The organism is Enterococcus hermanniensis (genome assembly GCF_001885945.1).
Taxonomy (GTDB): Bacteria; Bacillota; Bacilli; order Lactobacillales; family Enterococcaceae; genus Enterococcus_A; species Enterococcus_A hermanniensis.
On sequence record NZ_JXKQ01000006.1, the window covers coordinates 166,336 to 188,123 of the forward strand.

Here is a 21,788-nt window from a genome sequence, read left to right on the forward strand (position 1 = left end):
AAAAAACAACAAATTTATCCTTTGATAAAAAGAACAGAAGAAAATTTCTTCTGTTTTTTTATTTTGGCTATTTGTAACTATAAAACAGTAAAATGAAATGTTTTTGTAACAATGCTATTATCTGGATGACATACAGCTATGGTAAACTCATAAATGTGTTAGAAAAAAGTCTAATAAAATTCAAAAAACAAAACTAAGAGTAGTCGGAGGACATAAGAGTGAAAAAAAGTTTGTTATCAGCATTAATGGTATGTTCAGTAACATTAAGCGCATTAGCAGCTCCAGCCGCAGCTTCTGCCGATGAATTTGATAGTAAGATCGCTGACCAAGATGCGAAAATTTCAAGTTTGCAAAACCAACAAACAGATGCACAGTCTCAAATTAGTGCATTAGAAAATGAAGTTGCTGCAATTAATGATCAAGCACAAAGTTTATTAAATAATCAAGCATCATTGAGACAAAAATCGCAAGATTTAGAGAATCAAATTAATGCTTTACAAAAACGTATCGAAAAACGTTCAGAAGCGATCAAAGAACAAGCGCGTAATGTTCAAGTCAAACAATCATCAACCAATGTTATTGACGTAGTATTGAATGCTGAATCATTCAGCGATGCTGTTGGCCGTGTTCAAGCAATGTCTACAATTGTGAAAGCTAATAATGACTTAGTAGAACAACAAAAAGCGGACAAAGCAGAAGTTGAGCAAAAACAAGCTGAAAATAAAAAGCAACAAGAAGCAATCGTTGCTAACCAATCTGCATTGGAAAGCCAAAAAGGTGATTTAATCACTAAACAAGCAGACTTAAATGTTCAAACGACTACTTTAGCAGCAGAACAAGCAACTGCTGAAAATGAAAAAGCTGATTTGCAAGCGAAACAAGAAGCTGCAATCAAAGAACAACAACGTGTACAAGAAGAAGCACGTCAAGCTGCTGCAGCACAAGAAGCTGCTCAAAAAGCAGAAGCAGAACGTCAAGCGCAAGCAGATGCTAAAGCACAAGAAGAAGCCGCTTCAAGCGAATCTTCTACTCAAGCATCAACTGAAGCAAGTACAACGACAGTAGAATCTTCTACTACACAAGAATCAACAGAAAGTTCTACAACAACAGTAGAATCATCTTCAACAGAACAAACAGCACCATCTACAAGTACGACAGATTCATCAACTACGACGGAATCTTCTACTGCAACAACTGAAGATAGCTCACAGGCTACTGAAGTAACACCGCCAGCAAGTAGCACAGATACTTCAACAAGCACAAGCAATAGTAGCAATCAAGAATCTTCTACTTCAACAAATACTTCTACTTCAACAAATAATAGTAGCAATCAAGGTTCTTCTACTTCAACAGGTAACAGCAACCAAGGTTCTACGTCATCATCAAATGATCAAACTGCTACTACGCCTTCAACACCATCAACTTCTACTCCAGCACCGTCTGGAAATGGAGCTGCTGTAGTGGCTGAAGCGATGAAATATATCGGTACACCATATGTTTGGGGTGGAAAAACACCTTCAGGATTTGACTGCTCAGGGTTTACAGCTTATGTATATCGTCAAGCAACAGGCCGTGAAATTGGTGGTTGGACAGTTCCTCAAGAATCAGCTGGAACACGTATCTCAGTTAGCGAAGCACAAGCAGGTGACTTATACTTCTGGGGTTCTCCTGGTGGATCATATCACGTAGCGATTGCCATGGGTGGCGGACAATATATCCATGCACCTCAACCAGGCGAATCAGTTAAAGTTGGATCTACAGCTTACTATGCACCAAGCTTTGCGGTTCGTATGTAATCAATCTAAATAGTATGACCGGTGCGAATAACGCACCGGTTTTTTTATTGGGAATTTCTATTAAAGAAAATTATTTTTAGGTTAAACCAGTTATAAACAAGATATTCGGGGGAAAGAAAATGCACAAGCAGATAAAAAATGGCAATTTATATTTAGGAATCGCCATAGTAATGATGATCGTATTATTTATCAGTTCGTCCATGACATATCAGCAACAAAGTCAAGTTTCAACGATTCAGAAATATTTATCAGAGGAACCATTCAAAGCAGCTTTAAGTCATATTTCTTTTGATTATGCTGGAACGCAAATCAGTATCCAAGCAGAAGGATACGTAAAATTTGTCGAATTTTTTATTCGCAAGGCGGCCCATTTTACGACTTATTTTATTATGGGTGGGAGTTTATTTTTGGGATTATTGCCAAAGTTGAAACAACGGTCATTGATGCTGACACTTTTTTTTTCATGGCTAGCAGCAACGGGCTATGCAGCAACGGATGAATTCCATCAAATGTTGACTGGAGGACGTTCGCCACTGTTCCAAGATGTTATGTTGGATTCTTGTGGAGCTTTGACAGCTTGTTTAATCATTATTATCTATCGTTTGCTTCGTAATAAGAAATAGCTTGGTTTTTACTTGACGTAACTAATATTCAGACGGAAAATAAAGATAGAATAGAATATTTTGAGGAGTGTATAAGGATGTCTGGACACAGTAAATGGAACAATATCCAAGGACGAAAAAATGCGCAAGATGCAAAAAGAGGAAAAATTTTTCAAAAAATTTCTCGTGAAATCTATATGGCTGCAAAAGCTGGTGGACCGGATACTAGTACCAATCCTGCCTTACGGCTAGTAATAGATAAAGCAAAATCAGCTAATATGCCGAATGATAATGTAGATAGAGCAATTAAAAAAGCAACTTCAGCAGGTGAAGGCGAGCATTATGATGAAATCACTTATGAAGGATATGGGCCCGGTGGAGTAGCGATTTTGGTCCATGCATTAACAGATAATCGCAATCGTACAGCGACCAATGTTCGCGTAGCATTTACTCGTAATGGAGGAAACTTGGGTGAAACAGGATCAGTCAATTATATGTTTGATCGAAAAGGCTATATCGCAATCGAACGTGAAGGACTATCGGTGGATGAAGATACGATGTTTGAAGACGTATTAGAAGCTGGAGCAGAAGATATGGAAATTTCTCCAGAAGTATTTGAGATTTATACAGCGGCAGAAGATTTTACGAGTGTGCGGGATCAGTTGGAAGCAGATGGCTTCACATTGGCTCAAGCAGAATTAACGATGATCCCTCAAACCACGGTTCCGTTAGATGAAGAACAAAACGAAAAGTTAAAGCAACTGATTGAAAAATTAGAAGATGATGATGATGTTTCTGAAGTATTTACCTCAGTTGAATAAACAAAAAAAACCAGCGATTATTCGCTGGTTTTTTTGTTTGTTAAAAGACGACTACGGGAGTGCCGACTTCAACCATATCATAAAGTTTTGCCATTACATCTGGTGGCGTGTTCACACAGCCGTGAGAACCGCGCGTTTTCCAAAGATCCCCACCATACGCTGGTTGCCAGTCAGAGTCATGTAGACCAACGCCGCCCCAATCGATTGGCATCCAATATTTCACTGGACTTGCATAATCAGAGCCGTCGTCATTTTTTCCTCTCAGTGTTTCATTTGTCTTCTTCTCCCAAACATAATCAACACCAGTTGGGGTAGGAGATTTTGGTTTACCACTGACAATATCTGTTTCTAAGGCAACTTTACCGTCTTTGTAATACCACATATGTTGATTTTCTAAATCGACTTCAATATATGTTTTATCGACTAAGGCTTTATCAGCAGTTGTAGCACCAGTCACAATCGGTGAGCGAGTAAAATCTTTACCTTCTAAGATTTGTTTTGTCAGAGCTTCAACTTCACTTGTAGTATTAATCGTCCAGCTATAAGTACCTGCTGGAACGGAAACTTTACCGCGTTTCGTACTATTAAATTCAGTTGGATTGGTACTTGTATTATATTTGTCTCCTAAGCTCTTCACATAAGCTGTTACTTTATCTTGATCAAGAGACATTGTTCCATTATCATCGATCAACCAATCATTGATATCGGCTGTTGGAATGTCAAAAGTAGTACCGTTGATACTGTAGGTTGCTTTAATTTTAGCAACAGCATTCATTTTATCGAGTGTTTTCTTCAAGCTAGCATCATTTTTAGTGATCGTTGGCTTTGCTAAGTACTCATCAAAATCAATCGTTTGTTCACCGTTTTTTGTTGCTTCTTTAAATGCATTGACAGCAGCGTCAACATCGATTGTATTACCTTGTTTTTCTGGTGTAATTTCAAAACCGTTAGCTGTACGAGTGACTTTAGCATTTTCCGTGGCTGTTCTTGTTTTATTTGTTTCGACCAATTCAGCTTTAACGGCATCGCTAACAGCATTTAATTTTGTTTCGTCTAAAGTTGAGCCATCAACTTCTTGTTTATCAGAGGCGGAAACTAATTGCATTCCCCAACTAAAAGGATTTTGCTCTTTTTGGACTTTCGTTAATGCCGAAGTATATGAATTTTTCCAACCTAGATCTTCACGATTGATCTCTTTCCAATCTTTCCCATCGACTTTGATAAGGAAGGAAGATTGAGATAGCTTACGAGTGATTTTTTGATTGGCTTCACTGATTGTTAAATTATCGATTTTTACACCATTGACTTCGGTATTTGGAAGAAATCGTTTAGCATAATATGTACTACGAACGGCGTATCCGCCTGCCAGAACTACTAATAAACCTAAGACAACAATAATACCGATTTTTTTCCGGCTATGAGAATTTCTGTTTTCTTGTCTTGTCATCGAAATAACTCCTCGTTGTTTCTCTATGTATTTGGTCTGTATTAATTATAGAGGAAGAAGGGACAGATAGCTCCATGATTTAATACTGTACCGATTATTAATATACCATAGATAAGAAGAAATACGAATGATAGGCCTTGAAACGTAATTAAATATTAAAAAAGCCCCAAAGAATAAAATATTCTTTGGGGCTAGGAAAGTTTAATTATTTACCTTCAGCTTCAAGATCAGCGAAAGCTTTAGTCATAACTTCTTTAAGTTCTTTAGCAGAAGCATCCATACGATCTTTTTCAGAGTCTGTTAATGGGATTTCAATGATGTTTTGGATCCCTTTAGCATTGATGACTGCTGGAGCACCGATATAGATATCTTGTTGGCCATATTGACCTTCTAAGTAGACAGATAATGGGAATACTGCACTTTCATCGTTTAAGATTGCACGAGTGATACGAGCTAGAGCAACTGCGATACCATAGAAAGTTGCGCCTTTCTTCTCGATGATTTCATAAGCAGCATCACGTACGCCGAAGAATAAGTTAACTAATGCTTCTTCATCAACTTCTGGATTGTCTTTAACCCATTCGTAAATTTGTAAGCCAGCAACGTTTGCGTGTGACCAAACTGGGAATTCTGAATCTCCGTGTTCACCTAAGATATAAGCATGGACGTTACGAGCATCAACGTCAACTAATTCTGCGATTGCTTGACGGAAACGAGCTGTATCTAATGAAGTACCTGAACCGATAACGCGTTCTTTAGGGAAACCTGAGAATTTCCAAGTAGAGTAAGTTAAGATATCTACTGGGTTAGCGGCAACTAGGAAGATTCCGTCAAAACCAGAAGCAACAACTTGTTCTACGATACTTTTGTTAATACGTAAGTTTTTACCAACTAAATCTAAACGAGTTTCACCTGGTTTTTGAGGAGCGCCAGCTGTGATGACAACTAAGTCAGCATCGTGACAGTCTTCGTATGAAGCTGAATAGATTTTTTTAGGTGAAGTGAAGGCTAATGCGTGAGATAAGTCGATCGCATCTCCTTGTGTGCGGTTGCTATCGATATCAATAATGCCGATTTCTTGAGCGATATTTTGATTGACTAATGCAAAGGCATAACTTGAGCCTACTGCGCCGTCTCCAACTAAGATTACTTTTTGATGGGTTTTACTAGCTGCTGATGCAGTCATGTGTACCAATCCCTTCTTCTATTTGTTTTTCCATTGGAATCATAACATTAGTTAATGAAATTTGTCACGTGTTTTACTCATTAATAATACAGTTTTTTTACCTGTTTCTTTAGTAAGCGTTTCATGTGTTGATGTTCTAAGGACTGCTATGCTTAAGTTTTTATAAAAATAACATGTTTTTTACACTGGCACAGAGCATTGAAAACGGTCACTACAGCAAAGTTTGTGTTATACTATATAAAGAAATTTTTGAACTGGGTGGTCAGACGACTATCCAGCATTTTGTCATGCCAATGGGAAATGATAATCTCTTTACATAAAAACTATAATATTATAAAAAAATGAGGCGGAAGAACACATGAAAATGATTGTTGGACTGGGAAATCCAGGTAAAAAATATGAAAATACAAAGCACAATATAGGCTTTATGGTTGTGGATCGTTTAGCAGCCGAGCAAGGCGTCAGTTTTAAGAAAAATCCATTTGAAGCAGAAATTGCTGACTATTTTGTGAATGGGGAGAAGATCTTGTTAGTTAAACCAACGACTTTCATGAATGAATCAGGCCGGGCAGTGGGTCCTTTGATGACTTATTTCGGCGTTGAGCTAGCCGAATTAGTCGTGGTGGCAGATGACTTAGATATGGGAATGGGAAAACTACGTTTACGCCAAAAAGGTAGCGCAGGCGGCCATAATGGTTTAAAAAGCATCATTTCACATATCGGAACCCAAGAATTTAATCGAATAAAAATCGGGATCGGACGACCAAATGGTAAAACAGTCGTTAACCATGTGTTAAGCACGTTTAATCCAGAGGAAGCAGCAGTTATTGCAAATAGTGTGGCAAAAGCAGCAGAAGCTGTGGATGATTTCGTTGCAGAAAATGATTTTTTAACAACGATGAATCGTTTTAACTAAAAATGTCCAACAAATTAAGATGAGGAGTACTCGAATGAATTTGATTGATTTTATTAATCAGTTGCCGCTAGTAAAAGAGTGGCAAAATTATTTAGCAAAAAAAGCTAAGCGCCAATTAGTGATCGGGCTCTCTGGCTCAGCGAAAGCATTAGTCATGGCTGCGACTCATCAAAAAAGCCAAAAACAGACGGTGATCGTTGTCCCAAACCTTTATTATAGTAATCAATTGGCAGAAGAGTTGCGTCAGATCGAAGAAGATGTCCATCTTTTTCCAGTCGATGAAGTATTATCTGCTGAAATGGCTTTTGCTTCGCCGGAAGCCCGGACGGAGCGTGTGGCAACCTTGCAAGCATTATCACAAGGTGAAAATGGGATTTATGTCATACCTTCTGCAGCCCTAAGAAGATATCTTCCGACACCTGAAGTTTGGCAAGCAAATCAATTACACTGGGAAATCGGGAGTGAAATCGATTTAGAAAACTTGGCTCAACGTTTGGTTCTAATGGGCTATGAGCGTCAATCGATGGTTGGAAAACCTGGAGAATTCAGCATGCGTGGTAGTATCGTTGATATTTATCCTTTAACGACTGAGTATCCGGTACGCGTAGAATTATTTGATGTAGAGATCGATTCGTTACGCTATTTTGAACCGGAGACCCAACGTTCGGTAGAGAATTTGTCAGAAGTTTGGATCACACCGACAACCGATCTCGTTTTCGCTGCCGAAGAATTGACTCAAGGAGTCGGTAAAGTCAATCAATTGTTACAAAATCGCTTAGCTGTTACGCAAGATAAAGAAAGCTATAATTTTTTAAATGATTATTTTGGTCAATTGATTGCTGCTTGGGAAGAAGGGATTCCTACAGAAGATGCCAAATACTATACGGATCTACTTTACAGTAAAAAGACTTCTTTATTGGATCATGTAGCCGGGGATGCCTTGCTTTTTGTTGATGATTATCCTCGTATGATGGAGACACATCGGGAAATGGAACGTGAAGAAGCCGAATGGCATACACAAAAACTAGAAGAACTACGGGTCTTTTCAGAACAGTCTTTTGGGATGAACGTTCTTGATTTAATCAAAAAAGCTCCTTTTGCGACAAGTTTCTTTTCGCTATTTCAAAAAGGAATGGGCAATTTACGGTTTGAAGCAATCCACAATTTTCAATACCGCTCAATGCAACAATTTTTTGGTCAAATGCCCCTATTAAAGACGGAAGTCGATCGGTGGGAAAAACAAGAGCAAACCGTTTTATTTGTCGTTTCAGATCAGGAACGGCAAGAAAAATTGATGCAAGAATTTCGAGATGTGGCGATTCAAGCTGTCCAGACGACACCAGATCAGTTGATTGTCGGTGCGACACAGGTTGTTATTGGCCATTTAGCTAGTGGCTTTGAGTTGCCGCAAGATAAACTGGTCGTCGTTACTGAACGGGAAATTTTTCAGAAGGTCACTAAAAAAAGAACTCGCCGTCAAACGATTTCGAATGCTGAACGGTTGAAAAGCTACAACGAATTAAAACCTGGTGATTATGTCGTTCATGCGAATCATGGGATCGGTCGATATGTCGGGATGGAAACAATCGAAATCGATGGGGTTCACCAAGACTACATGTCGATCATCTATCAAAAAGACGACAAATTATTTATCCCGGTTACGCAATTGAATCTGATCCAAAAATATGTATCTTCAGAAGCCAAACCACCAAAAATCAATAAATTAGGTGGGAGTGAATGGACAAAAACAAAAAGTAAAGTATCGAAAAGAATCGAAGATATTGCAGATGATTTGATTGAACTTTATGCGAAGCGTGAAGCGGAACGCGGTTATGCTTTTGGTCCAGATGATGAGTACCAAAAAGAATTTGAAAATGCTTTTCCTTATAGTGAAACTGACGATCAACTACGCAGTACGGCTGAAATCAAACATGATATGGAAAAAAATCGTCCGATGGATCGTCTATTAGTTGGAGATGTTGGATTTGGTAAAACCGAAGTAGCCTTGCGTGCTGCTTTCAAGGCAATCAAAGAAAACAAACAAGTGGCTTTTTTGGTTCCAACTACGATTTTAGCGCAGCAACATTATGAGACGATGTTGGAGCGTTTTGAGAATTTTCCCATCAACGTCGATGTGTTAAGTCGCTTTCGAACAAAGAAACAACAAACTGAAACGATTGAAAAAATTCGGACTGGACAAGTGGACATCGTGGTCGGGACCCATCGCCTACTCTCAAAAGACTTGCAATTTGCTGACTTAGGTTTATTAGTCGTGGATGAAGAACAACGATTTGGCGTGAAACACAAAGAACGGTTGAAACAATTGCGTTCTCAAGTCGATGTTTTAACTTTGACCGCAACACCGATTCCTCGGACACTACATATGTCGATGCTCGGTGTACGTGATCTTTCTGTAATTGAAACGCCACCGGAAAATCGCTATCCGATCCAAACATATGTGATGGAAACGAATCCTGGAGCAATTCGTGAAGCAATCGAACGGGAGATGGCGCGAGGAGGACAAGCGTTTTATTTATATAATCGAGTGGAAACGATCGAACGGAAAGTAGAAGAGCTTCAAATGTTGGTCCCGGATGCAAAAGTTGGTTTTGCTCATGGTCAAATGACAGAAGTCCAGTTAGAAAACACGCTGATGGATTTTATTGAAGGGCAATACGATATTCTAGTTACAACAACGATTATTGAAACAGGGGTCGATATTCCGAATGTTAATACATTGTTTGTGGAAAATGCAGATTACATGGGCTTATCGACATTGTATCAATTACGTGGTCGAGTAGGACGAAGCAATCGGATCGCTTATGCCTACTTCATGTATGAACCACAAAAAATCTTAAATGAAGTTAGTGAAAAAAGACTGCAAGCGATCAAAGATTTTACTGAATTAGGTTCTGGATTTAAAATCGCGATGCGCGACTTATCAATTCGTGGTGCTGGAAATCTATTGGGAGCACAGCAACATGGATTTATCGATGCTGTTGGTTTTGATATGTATTCACAAATGCTCTCTGAAGCAGTGGATCGTAAGCAAGGGAAAAATAATCAAATCGAACGGACCTCGGTTGAAATCAATTTAGGAATCGATGCCTATATTCCAGGGACGTACATTGAAGATGAACGTCAAAAAATTGAAATCTATAAACGGATTCGCGAGCTGGAAAGTACTGAGATGCTAGATGAGGTCGAAGCGGATTTAGTCGATCGTTTTGGCGATTATCCGGATGAAGTCGCTAACTTATTGAACATTGGCCAGATCAAAATGGACGGTGATCGGGCGCTAGTGGAAAGTATTCATAAACGTCAGCAACAAATTATTTTGACATTAAGCAAAGTCGGGACCAAAGCGTATAAAGTTGAACAATTATTCGAAGCGTTGAGTGCGACGAAAATGAAAGCAACTCTCGGTGTGGAAAAAGAAAAAATGGTTATTAAGCTTGCGATCGGTAAAACAATGGATGAAGCAGTCTGGCTACGTGAAATCAGTCTTTTTGTCCGTGCGCTCCGAGAACAAAAATATAAAGAATAGGTGGTGGAGGCACTGGCGAATAAAGAAATGAAAGTCATGATGCAAGGTGCTTTCATCTTGACTGCCGCTTCGTTTGCCGCAAAGTTATTAAGTGCGGTCTATCGCGTTCCGTATCAAAATTTCGCTGGAGACGAAGGCTTTTATGTCTACCAACAAGTCTATCCAATCTATGGGATTGCGATGACTTTGGCTTTATCAGGTTTGCCGCAATTCATTTCGAAATATGTGGCAGAGCAAAAAAATATCAAAGAGCAAGGCCACGCGTTAGAAAGATTGTTTCCCTTGATCAGCGGTTTTGGCTTGATTTTATGGGGCTTGTGTTTTTTCACAGCACAACCACTGGCAAATTGGATGGGCGATGGAAAGTTAGCTCCTTTGATCCAGGTTGTTTCGTTCACATTTGTGATCATGCCTTTTTTATCAATGACACGAGGTGAGTTTCAAGGGAAATTACTAATGGTCCCGACTGCGGTCTCACAAGTTATCGAGCAACTGATTCGAGTCAGCGTCATTATCATTGCGGCCTGGTCATTTAAACAATTTGGCTGGAATGTTTACCACACGGGGACTGTAGCTATGTCTGGGGCAGTGTTCGGTGGAGTAGCAGCAGTCATTGTTTTGTGGTACTATCGCCACAAAATTTTAGGTACGAGCTTGTTGCGGCGGAAGTTGAGTCTTGGAGCTGGCTCTTGGGCTTTGAGTAGACGCTTAGTACTTGAAGGGGGATTAATGACCATCTACAGTGGTCTGTTGATTTTATTTCAATTAATTGATTCATTTACAGTAAAAAAAGCACTCGTCGATTATGGTTTGAGTGAGCACGGCGCGAAGTTAGCCAAAGGGGTTTATGATCGTGGTCAACCGTTAGTCCAATTAGGGTTAGTGGTTGCCTTGGCTTTGAGTTCAAGTTTTTTGCCCTTGATGACACGGTATTTAGTCAATCGTGATCGCAAGATGTTTGCTAAAACCAGTCGAATCTTTTTACGTTTGACTTCAGCGATCGCTGCGGCAGCTACTCTAGGGTTGGCATTACTTTTACCGTACGTCAATTATGCATTGTTCAAAGATTATAAAGGGAACTTCACGTTATTGTTATTTGTATTCGCAATTTTTTTGATGGCTATGGTCCAAGCCTATCAAAGTATCGCCCAAAGTCAGAATCGCTATCGTAGCTCGTTACAAGCAGCTGGCGCAGGGCTCGTTTTAAAAATTGTTACTACAGGTGGCTTAACCAAACAATTTGGTACCGTCGGAGCGAGTCTTTCCACATTAATCGGCTTAGCAGTAGCTTTATTTATCTTACATCTTACGAGTGAACACGAGACGCGAGATTATGGAAAAGAACGTCGTTTTAATCGAAAACTCTTACTTTGTTTAATTGGTATGGTTGTAGTGCTTTTATGTTATTATGGCGGTATCACGTTGATCTTTGGTGTGGTTCATAAAAGAAGCATTGCCTTGGTTGCCGCCATTTTAGGTGTAGCAATCGGTGGCAGTACATTTATATTGTTAGCGATACAATTACGATTATTAACGATCCGTGAATGGCTGATGTTGCCATTCGGGAGTAAACTATTGAGAATAAATTGGAAAAGAGGATAATTTATGCGTTTAGATAAATTTTTAAAAATTTCACGAATCATTAAACGGCGGAGTGTTGCGAAAGAAGTAGCGGACAAAGGCCGCATTCAAGTAAATGGAAAACTAGCTAAGTCATCGACAGATGTTAAAATCGGTGATCAATTACGAATTCAATTCGGAAATAAAATTTTAGAGGTTGGAATCGATGAACTGCATGAATCGACAAAAAAAGAAGATGCAGCAAAAATGTGTCACATTATTAATGAGACACGACTGGAAAATAACGGAAATTAAAGATAATTCAAATAGACAATTATAGCCTGAATTGGTATAATAGTAAAGAATTTCATGGTAAGGAGCGAGTGGGAATGAATGAGAACGAGACGCCGAAAATTGCATCATTAGATACGCCGTATGCAAAAGAGCAGTATCATAAATTTCAAAAGCAACATCGTCAATTGATTTTCAAACGAAGACGACTAGCCGCCCTTTTTGCTGTTGCAGCATTTGTTGCAATTGTCATGGGAGTTCAAATTTTTAATGAGCACCGTCACTTGAGCGAATTAAAAGATATCAAAGTTAAAACAATCGCTGAATCCGCCAAAGTCGATGATCAAGTCGCAGGACTGAAAAAAGACGTAAAATTGTTAAAAGATGACAACTATGTAGCAAAATTAGCTCGTAGTCGATTCTATTATTCAAAAGACGGCGAATTAGTCTTTGCATTGCCGGATGCAACAAAGACGCCAAGCAAAGACACTCAGTCAGCTGACGAAGTAATAAAGTCCGAAACTGCAGAATAAAGCAACTAGCAGTTTTAAAATAAAAAATGGAAAAAACTAGGAGGAACATTTTTTTTATGTCAATCGAAGTAGGAGCTAAGCTGCAAGGAAAAGTATCAGGAATTACAAATTTTGGTGCCTTTATCGACTTGGGAGAGGGCAAAACGGGCTTAGTCCATATCAGTGAAATATCTAACGGTTTCGTTAAAGACATTCACGATGTGTTGACTGTCGGCGATGAAGTAACAGTAAAAGTCACTTCAGTAGGAGACGATGGCAAAGTAGGTCTTTCAATCCGTAAAGCACAAGACCAACCTCAACCAGAAAAGAAACCTTTCAAACGGGAGTTTCGTGATAATAATCGTCCGAAACCCGCTGCTAAAGGAAAGCCCCAAAATAATAATAGCGGCAAACAAGACTTCGATTCATTGATGAGTTCCTTTTTAAAGGATAGTGATGATCGTTTGTCATCGATCAAACGCAATACTGAAGGTAAACGCGGAGGCCGTGGCGGTCGTCGCAACTAGAACCAAAAGCTGGAATCCTATAAGATTTCAGCTTTTTTTAGCTAGAAAACTAGGTGAAACGTAAGGAGTCAGAAATGGAACAGGCTTTTTTTTATCAAAATCCTGAATTAAGTACAAACAAAAAAATATTATTAGCTGTTTCGACCGGTGTGGATTCAATGGTTTTGCTACATTTATTAGAAAAACTAGAAAGCTCGATTGGTGTCGCACATGTTGATCATCAATTACGGGAAGAATCAAAAGCAGAAGCTAATTTTTTAAAGCAATACTGTGAGGAACGTGGGATTCCTTTCTATTTAAAAGTATGGCAAACACCGTTGAAAAAAAATATGGAGGCGGAAGCTCGGAAGTTGCGCTATGATTTTTTTGCAACGGTCATGGTAAAAGAAGGTTATGATCTTTTGCTGACAGCGCATCATGGGGACGATCAATTGGAAACGCTTTTGATGCGTTTAGTGCGCGGTGGTTCACTTGCGGGACATGCAGGAATCTCCAAATTTCAACCTTTTGCTACTGGGGAGTTAGTGCGTCCATTATTATCATTTTCGAAAGAACAGATCTATGATTACGCAAAAAAGCAACAATTGACGTATTTTGAAGATGTAACAAATGAATCATCAGATTATTTTCGTAACCGAATCCGCTTGAAGATTGTCCCGGAACTAAAAAAAGAAAATGCCCAACTTCTAGAACATGCCAATCAATTTCATCAACAATTGACTTGGGCGGATCAATTGATTCAACAAGCACTAAAAGAAAATTTAAGAAAAGTTGTAACTGATGGTGCGCAGTGGTCATTTACTCAAGAGGCATTTCCCGTAGATACTGGGGCACGTTATTATTTTTTAGCGGCTTTGTTCCAACAGATCGCTGAAAAACAAGAATTAGTAGTCTCACAGCGACAGTTATTTGCAGTGTTAGAGCAATTAGAAAAACCAAGTAGCCAATGGTGCATTGATCTAGGTAATTCCTGGCAATTTGTCCGTCGGTATAATCACTATTTTATTGAAAGAAAGCGCGCCATCGATAGTCAGGAAGAGCGACTGATCTATGAAAATGACGAGACGATCCTTTCAGATGGCTGTGTGATACGAGTAGAAAAAAAACTTTCAGGCGATGCTTGTGGGGTAGACCAAGTACCATTACCGCTGACTGTGAAATTTCCACTAATGATCCGCCATCGAAAGCCCGGGGATCGCATTCGTTTGACAAAGAATCTAACAAAACGTGTCAATCGTTATTTTATTGATAAAAAAATTCCAACGGCAGAACGAGATGCCGCATGGATCGTTGAAGATGCGACAGGAGAGGTATTAGCAATCTTATCATTTGTTAATTCCTATTTGAGTATTGCTACTGAAACTGATAGAATACACTACATACTTGACTATACGCTTAAAAAAGCGAACTGAAAGGAGTTTCTATATGCTAGAAAAAGATATTGAAAAAATCTTGATCACTAGAGAAGATATTCAAAGCCGTTGCGTTGAATTAGGTGCGCAGCTAACTACAGATTATATGGATAAAAATCCCCTGGTGGTTGGTATTTTAAAAGGAGCGATTCCTTTTATGGCAGACATCATCCGCGAAATCGATACCCATTTAGAATTAGATTTTATGGATGTCTCAAGTTACGGTAACCAAATGGTCTCTTCAGGTGAAGTGAAAATCATTAAAGATTTAGATACCAACGTAGAAGGCCGCGACTTATTAATCGTAGAGGATATCATTGACAGTGGTCGAACGTTGGGCTACTTGGTTGATTTATTCAAATATCGTAAAGCAAAATCAGTGAAAATCGTCACATTGTTGGATAAACCAGAAGGCCGCGTGGTTGATATCCAAGCTGATTATATTGGATTTGATGTACCAAATGAATTCGTAGTTGGTTATGGCCTGGATTACGCAGAAGCGTATCGTAATTTGCCTTACGTAGGCGTATTGAAGCCAAAAATTTATCAGTCAAATTAGTGACCGAAAAAAACTCAGTGTGATATACTTAAAAGGTCAGGATTGATAAAACTTTTAACAAGCTAAACAGCTAACAAGCTAATAAGCGTGAGGAGGACGTAGATGAATAAAAACAATAAGGGAGTAAAAAATGCTCTCTATTATATTCTCGTCATCTTAGCGATGGTTATGGTTGTTTATTTCCTATTTGGAGATAACAAATCAGCATCGCCAGATATCGAGTATTCAACTTTTACTGAACAGATGCAAGAAGGCAAAATTAAAAACGTGAAGATCCAACCAGCCAGTGGTGTTTACAAAATTACTGGTGAGTACAAAGAAAAACAAGAAGTTGCTAACTCTGGTGGTTTAAGTATCATCGGTTCAACTGATACAAAAACAACACATTTTTCAACGATCGTTTTACCAAATGATACGACGTTGAGCCAAGTTACTGATTTAGCAAAAGAAAATAGTGTTAAAACAGAGATTGATGAAGAATCAAGCAGCGGTATGTGGGTTACTTTATTAGTAAGCTTCTTGCCGATTTTGATCATGATTTTCTTCTTCTATATGATTATTGGTCAGCAAGGCGGCGGTGGTGGCGGCAATGGCCGTGTGATGAACTTTGGAAAATCAAAAGCCAAAGAAGCAGACAAAAAAGCCAATCGTGTACGTTTCTCTGACGTAGCCGGAGCTGAAGAAGAAAAACAAGAGCTAGTCGAAGTCGTGGAATTCTTAAAAGATCCACGCCGTTTCGTCGAACTAGGTGCTCGTATACCTGCAGGTGTTCTTTTAGAAGGACCTCCCGGAACGGGTAAAACGTTGCTTGCGAAAGCTGTTGCCGGTGAAGCAGGAGTGCCATTTTATTCGATCTCAGGTTCAGATTTCGTAGAAATGTTCGTTGGTGTCGGAGCATCCCGTGTCCGTGACCTATTTGAAACAGCGAAGAAAAATGCTCCTGCGATTATCTTTATCGATGAAATCGATGCGGTTGGTCGTCAACGTGGTGCTGGTATGGGCGGCGGTCACGATGAACGTGAACAAACCTTGAACCAATTGTTAGTTGAAATGGATGGGTTTGATGGGAACGAAGGCGTCATCGTCGTCGCTGCTACAAACCGTTCAGACGTATTAGACCCAGCGTTATTACGTCCAGGACGTTTTGACCGTCAAATCTTAGTCGGTCGTCCAGACGTTAAAGGTCGTGAAGCAATCTTACGTGTACATGCGCGTAATAAGCCTTTAGCAGATGACGTTGATTTGAAAGTCGTTGCCCAACAAACACCAGGTTTTGCAGGTGCAGATTTGGAGAACGTCTTGAATGAAGCAGCTCTAGTTGCTGCTCGTCGTAACAAGAAAAAAATTGATGCTTCAGACGTGGATGAAGCGGAAGATCGCGTGATTGCAGGTCCTGCTAAGAAAGACCGTGTAATTAGTAAAACTGAACGTGAAACCGTTGCTTACCATGAAGCGGGTCACACAATTATCGGTATGGTCTTGAATCGTGCACGGGTTGTTCATAAAGTAACGATTATCCCTCGCGGACGTGCTGGCGGATACATGATCGCTTTACCAAAAGAAGATCAAATGTTAATGTCTAAAGATGACATGTTTGAACAAATCGTTGGATTACTTGGTGGACGTACGGCGGAAGAAATCGTCTTTAACGTTCAAACAACAGGGGCTTCAAATGACTTTGAACAAGCAACTGCTTTGGCGCGTAGTATGGTCACTGAATACGGGATGAGTGATAAGCTTGGTCCGGTTCAATACGAAGGCAATCATCAAGTCTTTGTAGGCCGTGATTATGGACAAACAAAAGCTTATTCTGAACAAGTGGCTTTTGAGATCGACCAAGAAGTTCGTAAGATCTTGATGGAAGCTCATCAAAAAGCCCATGAAATTATTGAAACACATCGTGAACAACATAAATTGATTGCTGAAAAACTTCTAGAGTTTGAAACATTAGATGCTAAAGCAATCAAATCATTGTTCGAAACTGGTGAAATGCCTGGGGGCGCCAACAGCGCTTATCCAAGTGAAAAATCTCAAGCTCAAACATTTGAAGAAGCTAAACGTGCTTTGGAAGAAAAAGATGCGGAGAAACAAGCGGAAGATAAGACGGTTGAACACAAGCAATCAGACGATAAGATTGAACCAGACGATACAACAGATAAGTAATAATAAACAAGCGGCTATCTTCGGATAGACCGCTTTTTATTTTGTAGTAGCTATCAGTTGGTTGTTTAAAACTAGGAGAGTAAAATGTGGTCAAAGGAGTTGTATAAAATGAAACGGAGTGAAAAAGCACGTTTGATGATGGATCAAATCAGCCAAGCCTATGGGACTGAAACAGTAAAACATATACCAGAAATCCAAGAGCTTCTATTAAGTAATGCAAAGATATTGGAAAAATCTGAAGACTGTGGTTTAGTAGCAACTAGAATTTGTAAAGGGTTAGCGCTCTATGCCCTCTCCCATACCCATGACTTCCCTGAGGTATTAGCTGATTTGCATACTCAGTTAAAGGTTGAAGCTGTAAAATATGATGCTACCGCTATGACCGCATTATTATTACCAATCTGGTTTTAACTAACAGGTGACTATCGCCTGTTTTTTATTTAAAATTTGAAACTTAAACTTTTCCCATGCTCATACAGAGAAGTTGAAAAAAAACGAAACACCTAGTATGATGCAATCACGAGTAAAAAAGTTTGAATAAATGAGGAGTAAACAAATGAGTGATTATTTAGTTAAAGCATTAGCTTATGAAGGCTTTGTACGAGCATACGCAGTAGATGCGACAGAAACGATTTCAGAAGCACAACGCCGACATGATACTTGGAATACGGCATCCGCGGCTTTAGGTCGAACGATGATTGGGGCGCTGATGTTAGGTGCGACATTAAAAGGCGAAGATAAAATGACTGTCAAAGTTGAAGGCGATGGTCCTGCAGGTGCGATCGTGGTTGATAGTAATGGTAAGGGTGATGTCAAAGGTTATATCAAAAATCCACACATCAGTTTGCCATTAAATGAAGTAGGGAAAATCGATGTCCGCGGGGCAGTCGGTACGTCAGGGATGTTTACGGTCATCAAAGACTTAGGTTTAAAAGAGCCTTTTTCTGGTCAAACGCCGATCGTTTCAGGAGAATTAGGGGAAGACTTCACCTATTACTTAGCAGTCTCAGAACAAATTCCGTCCGCAGTTGGCGTTTCAGTTTTGGTAGACACCGATGATACGATCAAAACAGCGGGTGGCTTTATGATCCAAATCATGCCGGGCGCGAGCGACGAAATCATTGACCAAATTGAATTACGATTGAAAGAAACGACGCGTATTTCTACTTTATTAGATGAAGGTCAAACACCAGAAACAATTTTGAAAAGCTTATTAGCGACCGATGATGTCGATTTTTTAGAAACGATGCCGGTACAATTCAAGTGTGATTGTTCCAAAGAAAAATTTGCCTCAGCCATTATTACGTTAGGAGCAGATCAAATCCAAGAACTAATCGATCAAGATCATGGAGCTGAAGCGGTCTGTGCTTTTTGCAACAATAAATACCAATATAGTGAAGCGGATCTAGCGGAATTGAAACAAGAAATTTTGGGGGAATAATAGTGAAACCTTTAAATGGTACTTGGAAAATCGGAAATATTGAAATACCTAATCGAGTGGTCGTGGCACCGATGGCGGGTATTTCAAATGCCGCATTTCGTGTGACGGTAAAAGAATTTGGTGCAGGATTAGTCGTTTGCGAAATGATCAGCGATCAAGGGATTCATTTTAGAAACAAAAAAACACTAGAGATGCTTTATATCGATGAAAGTGAACATCCACTAAGTGTCCAAATTTTTGGTGGGAATAAAGATTCGCTAGTCGAAGCAGCTGAATTTGTTCAAGAAAATACCAAAGCAGCTATCATCGATATCAATATGGGCTGTCCAGTCAATAAAGTCATCAAGGCTGAAGCTGGTGCTAAATGGTTGTTAGACCCTGATAAGGTCTATGAAATGGTTCATGCTGTTTCTTCAGCGGTAGATATTCCTGTGACGGTCAAAATGCGTACAGGTTGGGACGAACAACATGTCTTTGCAGTCGAAAATGCTTTGGCGGCTGAAAGTGCTGGAGCTTCTGCTATTGGGATGCATGGTCGGACACGTGTGCAAATGTATGAAGGTCAAGCCAATTGGGATATCTTAAAACAAGTAGCTGGCAAGTTAACAATCCCTTTTATGGGTAATGGGGATGTACGGACCCCGGAAGATGCGAAACGAATGATCGAAGAAGTGGGTACTGATGCAGTCATGATCGGTCGAGCAGCGCTTGGAAATCCATGGATGATCCATCAGACACAACACTATTTAGAGACAGGCGAATTGATTCCGGAACCGAGCGCCCGCGAAAAAATTGCGACTGCAAAACTTCATTTTGAACGTTTGATTGATTTAAAAGGAGAGAAAGTTGCTTGTCGTGAATTTCGACAACATGCGAGCTACTATTTAAAAGGAATCCCTCGTTCTGCTAAAACAAAGGTAGCCATCAATCAAACAGAGGAAAAACAAGTGGTCTTAGATTTGCTTGATCAATTGGTTGAAAAGACGGAAGCCCGCGAAAAAAATTAGCTAATCTACAAGCCGAATGAGGAATTCGGCTTGATTTTTTGTGAATTCATTGGCATTATAAGTAAGAGTAATTACATACCGAGGAGGAACATTCGTGACTGAAGAACAAACAAATTTAACAGAAATGAACGATCAAATGCGTGTTCGCCGCGAAAAAATGGAAAATCTTCGTACAGAAGGTATCGACCCATTTGGCGCTCGATTTGAACGAACTGCAAATTCAAAAGAATTGCATGAAACATATGATGCAGATACAAAAGAAGAACTTCATGAAAAACAATTAACTGCTAGCGTTGCTGGACGAGTGATGACAAAACGTGGAAAAGGTAAAGTAGGTTTTGCCCACTTACAAGACCGTGAAGGCCAAATCCAAATCTATGTCCGCAAAGATGAGGTTGGGGAAGAACCATATGCCATCTTTAAAAAAGGCGACTTAGGTGACTTCTTTGGTGTAACAGGTGAAATCATGAAGACGGATACGGGCGAAGTGTCAATCAAAGCAAAAGAAATCACGTTATTATCCAAAGCCTTACGTCCGTTACCTGAAAAATATCATGGTTTAACAAATGTAGAACAACGTTATCGTCAACGTTACTTAGACTTGATCAGTAACCGTGAAAGCTTTGACCGGTTTACTAAACGGAGCCAAATCATCAGTCAAATTCGTCGCTATTTAGATGGATTAGGCTATATTGAAGTAGAAACGCCGGTCTTACACAATGAAGCCGGTGGAGCCTCTGCACGTCCATTTATCACACACCATAATGCATTAGATATGGATTTATATTTACGTATCGCGCTTGAGTTGCATTTAAAACGTCTAATCGTTGGGGGAATGGAAAAAGTATACGAAATTGGTCGTGTCTTCCGTAACGAAGGGATCGATACTACCCACAATCCAGAATTTACTATGATGGAAGTTTATACAGCGTATCAGGATTACTTAGACGTAATGAACTTAACTGAAGGAATCATCCGTGATGTTGCTCAAAACGTATTAGGTGAAACCACCTTATCTTACGATGGCCAAATGATCGATTTAGGTTCTGATTTCAAACGAATCCATATGGTCGATGCAATCAAAGAACAAACAGGTGTTGATTTCTGGAAAGAAATGTCTGTGGAAGAAGCTCGCTCATTAGCGAAAGAACATAAGGTTGAAATTAATGACAATATGGAAGTTGGTCATATCATCAATGAATTTTTCGAAACATTCGTTGAAGAAACATTAGAACAACCAACATTTGTTTTTGGACACCCGGTAGAAGTCTCTCCTCTAGCAAAGAAAAATGCTGAAGATGGACGATTTACTGATCGTTTCGAATTATTTATCGTAGGCCGCGAGTTTGCGAATGCCTTTACTGAATTGAATGACCCAATTGATCAACGTGAACGTTTTGAAGCACAAGAAAAAGAACGTGAGCAAGGTAATGATGAAGCTCATGGCGTAGACGAAGATTTCTTAGAAGCTTTAGAATATGGCATGCCGCCAACCGGTGGTCTAGGAATCGGGATCGATCGATTAGTAATGTTATTGACAGATGTACAGTCAATTCGCGATGTTTTGTTGTTCCCAACAATGAGATAATGATAAAAAATAGATGTTCAGCTTTGCTGGACGTCTATTTTTTTATTTTATTCAAATGTATTATTAGAAAATGATGTAAAACAAAAAACGTAAAAAAGTCTGCTTGAAATTTTGAAAAGGTAATTTTCAAATAATTTACATGTTATTTACGAACGTTCTAATAAAATGCGAATAAGAATAATCAGTAATGAAAAAAACTTCAAAAAAAACCATAATTTTTATTGACCCAATGCGATTATGTTGGTATATTATGTAATGTTCCAAGGCGAGCGAGTCTCGTTTAAAAAAACTTAAAAAAAGTTGTTGACATACAACGGATTTTAAGTTATTCTAACAAAGTCGCATCAAGCAGTAACAACTAACTTGAAAAACTTCTTCAAAAAAAGTTTTAAAAAGTTGTTGACATTAACTTT

18 protein-coding genes are annotated in these 21,788 nt (G+C 39.3%); 16 read left to right on the plus strand and 2 right to left on the minus strand.

Annotation, left to right across the window (positions count from 1 at the left end; all coding sequences use genetic code 11):
* The first annotated feature begins 218 nt into the window (after nucleotides 1-218).
* From RV04_RS08680 to RV04_RS08690, 3 genes are all read left to right on the plus strand, one after another.
* A complete protein-coding gene (locus tag RV04_RS08680; protein WP_071858063.1) occupies nucleotides 219-1,796 on the plus strand; it encodes a C40 family peptidase in 1,578 nt (525 codons plus the stop codon).
* Nucleotides 1,797-1,915: 119 nt separating this feature from the next.
* On the plus strand, nucleotides 1,916-2,419 hold the full coding sequence (locus tag RV04_RS08685; protein ID WP_071858064.1) for a VanZ family protein: 504 nt from the start codon (nucleotides 1,916-1,918) through the stop codon (nucleotides 2,417-2,419).
* Between the two features lie 77 nt (nucleotides 2,420-2,496).
* Nucleotides 2,497-3,219 carry a YebC/PmpR family DNA-binding transcriptional regulator gene (locus RV04_RS08690; protein ID WP_071858065.1) on the plus strand — a complete coding sequence of 241 codons (723 nt, stop codon included), beginning with the start codon at nucleotides 2,497-2,499 and terminating at the stop codon, nucleotides 3,217-3,219.
* Between the two features lie 40 nt (nucleotides 3,220-3,259).
* Here the strand turns inward: RV04_RS08690 and RV04_RS08695 are convergent, their stop codons facing one another.
* Both RV04_RS08695 and RV04_RS08700 read right to left on the minus strand, forming a co-directional pair.
* Nucleotides 3,260-4,666, minus strand: a complete 1,407-nt coding sequence (locus RV04_RS08695) for a L,D-transpeptidase family protein (RefSeq protein WP_071858066.1) — start codon at nucleotides 4,664-4,666, stop codon at nucleotides 3,260-3,262.
* A gap of 205 nt (nucleotides 4,667-4,871) precedes the next feature.
* Nucleotides 4,872-5,852: an L-lactate dehydrogenase gene (locus tag RV04_RS08700; protein ID WP_071858067.1), complete on the minus strand. Its 981-nt coding sequence runs from the start codon at nucleotides 5,850-5,852 to the stop codon at nucleotides 4,872-4,874.
* A 358-nt stretch (nucleotides 5,853-6,210) separates the two neighbouring features.
* Between RV04_RS08700 and pth the strand changes: the two genes are divergently transcribed.
* The 13 genes from pth (at nucleotide 6,211) to lysS (ending at nucleotide 21,375) form a co-directional block, all read left to right on the plus strand.
* Nucleotides 6,211-6,768, plus strand: a complete 558-nt coding sequence (pth, locus tag RV04_RS08705) for an aminoacyl-tRNA hydrolase (RefSeq protein ID WP_071858068.1) — start codon at nucleotides 6,211-6,213, stop codon at nucleotides 6,766-6,768.
* 34 nt (nucleotides 6,769-6,802) lie between these two features.
* Nucleotides 6,803-10,315, plus strand: a complete 3,513-nt coding sequence (gene mfd / locus RV04_RS08710) for a transcription-repair coupling factor (RefSeq protein WP_071858069.1) — start codon at nucleotides 6,803-6,805, stop codon at nucleotides 10,313-10,315.
* Between the two features lie 39 nt (nucleotides 10,316-10,354).
* Nucleotides 10,355-11,917 carry a putative polysaccharide biosynthesis protein gene (locus tag RV04_RS08715; protein ID WP_071858085.1) on the plus strand — a complete coding sequence of 521 codons (1,563 nt, stop codon included), beginning with the start codon at nucleotides 10,355-10,357 and terminating at the stop codon, nucleotides 11,915-11,917.
* Between the two features lie 3 nt (nucleotides 11,918-11,920).
* The gene (locus RV04_RS08720; protein ID WP_071858070.1) at nucleotides 11,921-12,190 is read left to right on the plus strand and encodes an RNA-binding S4 domain-containing protein; all 270 of its coding nucleotides are present in this window, start codon (nucleotides 11,921-11,923) and stop codon (nucleotides 12,188-12,190) included.
* Nucleotides 12,191-12,264: 74 nt separating this feature from the next.
* Nucleotides 12,265-12,699, plus strand: coding sequence for an FtsB family cell division protein (locus RV04_RS08725; protein ID WP_071858071.1), 435 nt, complete (start codon nucleotides 12,265-12,267; stop codon nucleotides 12,697-12,699).
* A gap of 56 nt (nucleotides 12,700-12,755) precedes the next feature.
* A complete protein-coding gene (locus RV04_RS08730) occupies nucleotides 12,756-13,205 on the plus strand; it encodes a S1 domain-containing RNA-binding protein (protein ID WP_071858072.1) in 450 nt (149 codons plus the stop codon).
* A gap of 74 nt (nucleotides 13,206-13,279) precedes the next feature.
* Nucleotides 13,280-14,617 (plus strand): tRNA lysidine(34) synthetase TilS, encoded by a 1,338-nt coding sequence (gene tilS, locus RV04_RS08735; protein WP_071858073.1) that lies wholly within the window; start codon nucleotides 13,280-13,282, stop codon nucleotides 14,615-14,617.
* Nucleotides 14,618-14,630: 13 nt separating this feature from the next.
* Complete coding sequence (hpt, locus tag RV04_RS08740; protein ID WP_071858074.1) at nucleotides 14,631-15,176, plus strand: hypoxanthine phosphoribosyltransferase; 546 nt, start codon at nucleotides 14,631-14,633, stop codon at nucleotides 15,174-15,176.
* A gap of 102 nt (nucleotides 15,177-15,278) precedes the next feature.
* Nucleotides 15,279-17,339 carry an ATP-dependent zinc metalloprotease FtsH gene (gene ftsH / locus RV04_RS08745; RefSeq protein ID WP_071858075.1) on the plus strand — a complete coding sequence of 687 codons (2,061 nt, stop codon included), beginning with the start codon at nucleotides 15,279-15,281 and terminating at the stop codon, nucleotides 17,337-17,339.
* A 108-nt stretch (nucleotides 17,340-17,447) separates the two neighbouring features.
* Nucleotides 17,448-17,750, plus strand: a complete 303-nt coding sequence (locus RV04_RS08750; RefSeq protein ID WP_071858076.1) for a bacteriocin immunity family protein — start codon at nucleotides 17,448-17,450, stop codon at nucleotides 17,748-17,750.
* A 145-nt stretch (nucleotides 17,751-17,895) separates the two neighbouring features.
* On the plus strand, nucleotides 17,896-18,780 hold the full coding sequence (hslO, locus tag RV04_RS08755; protein WP_071858077.1) for an Hsp33 family molecular chaperone HslO: 885 nt from the start codon (nucleotides 17,896-17,898) through the stop codon (nucleotides 18,778-18,780).
* 2 nt (nucleotides 18,781-18,782) lie between these two features.
* Nucleotides 18,783-19,787 carry a tRNA dihydrouridine synthase DusB gene (gene dusB, locus RV04_RS08760; RefSeq protein ID WP_071858078.1) on the plus strand — a complete coding sequence of 335 codons (1,005 nt, stop codon included), beginning with the start codon at nucleotides 18,783-18,785 and terminating at the stop codon, nucleotides 19,785-19,787.
* Nucleotides 19,788-19,911: 124 nt separating this feature from the next.
* On the plus strand, nucleotides 19,912-21,375 hold the full coding sequence (gene lysS / locus RV04_RS08765) for a lysine--tRNA ligase (protein WP_143139499.1): 1,464 nt from the start codon (nucleotides 19,912-19,914) through the stop codon (nucleotides 21,373-21,375).
* Nucleotides 21,376-21,788 lie beyond the last annotated feature (413 nt).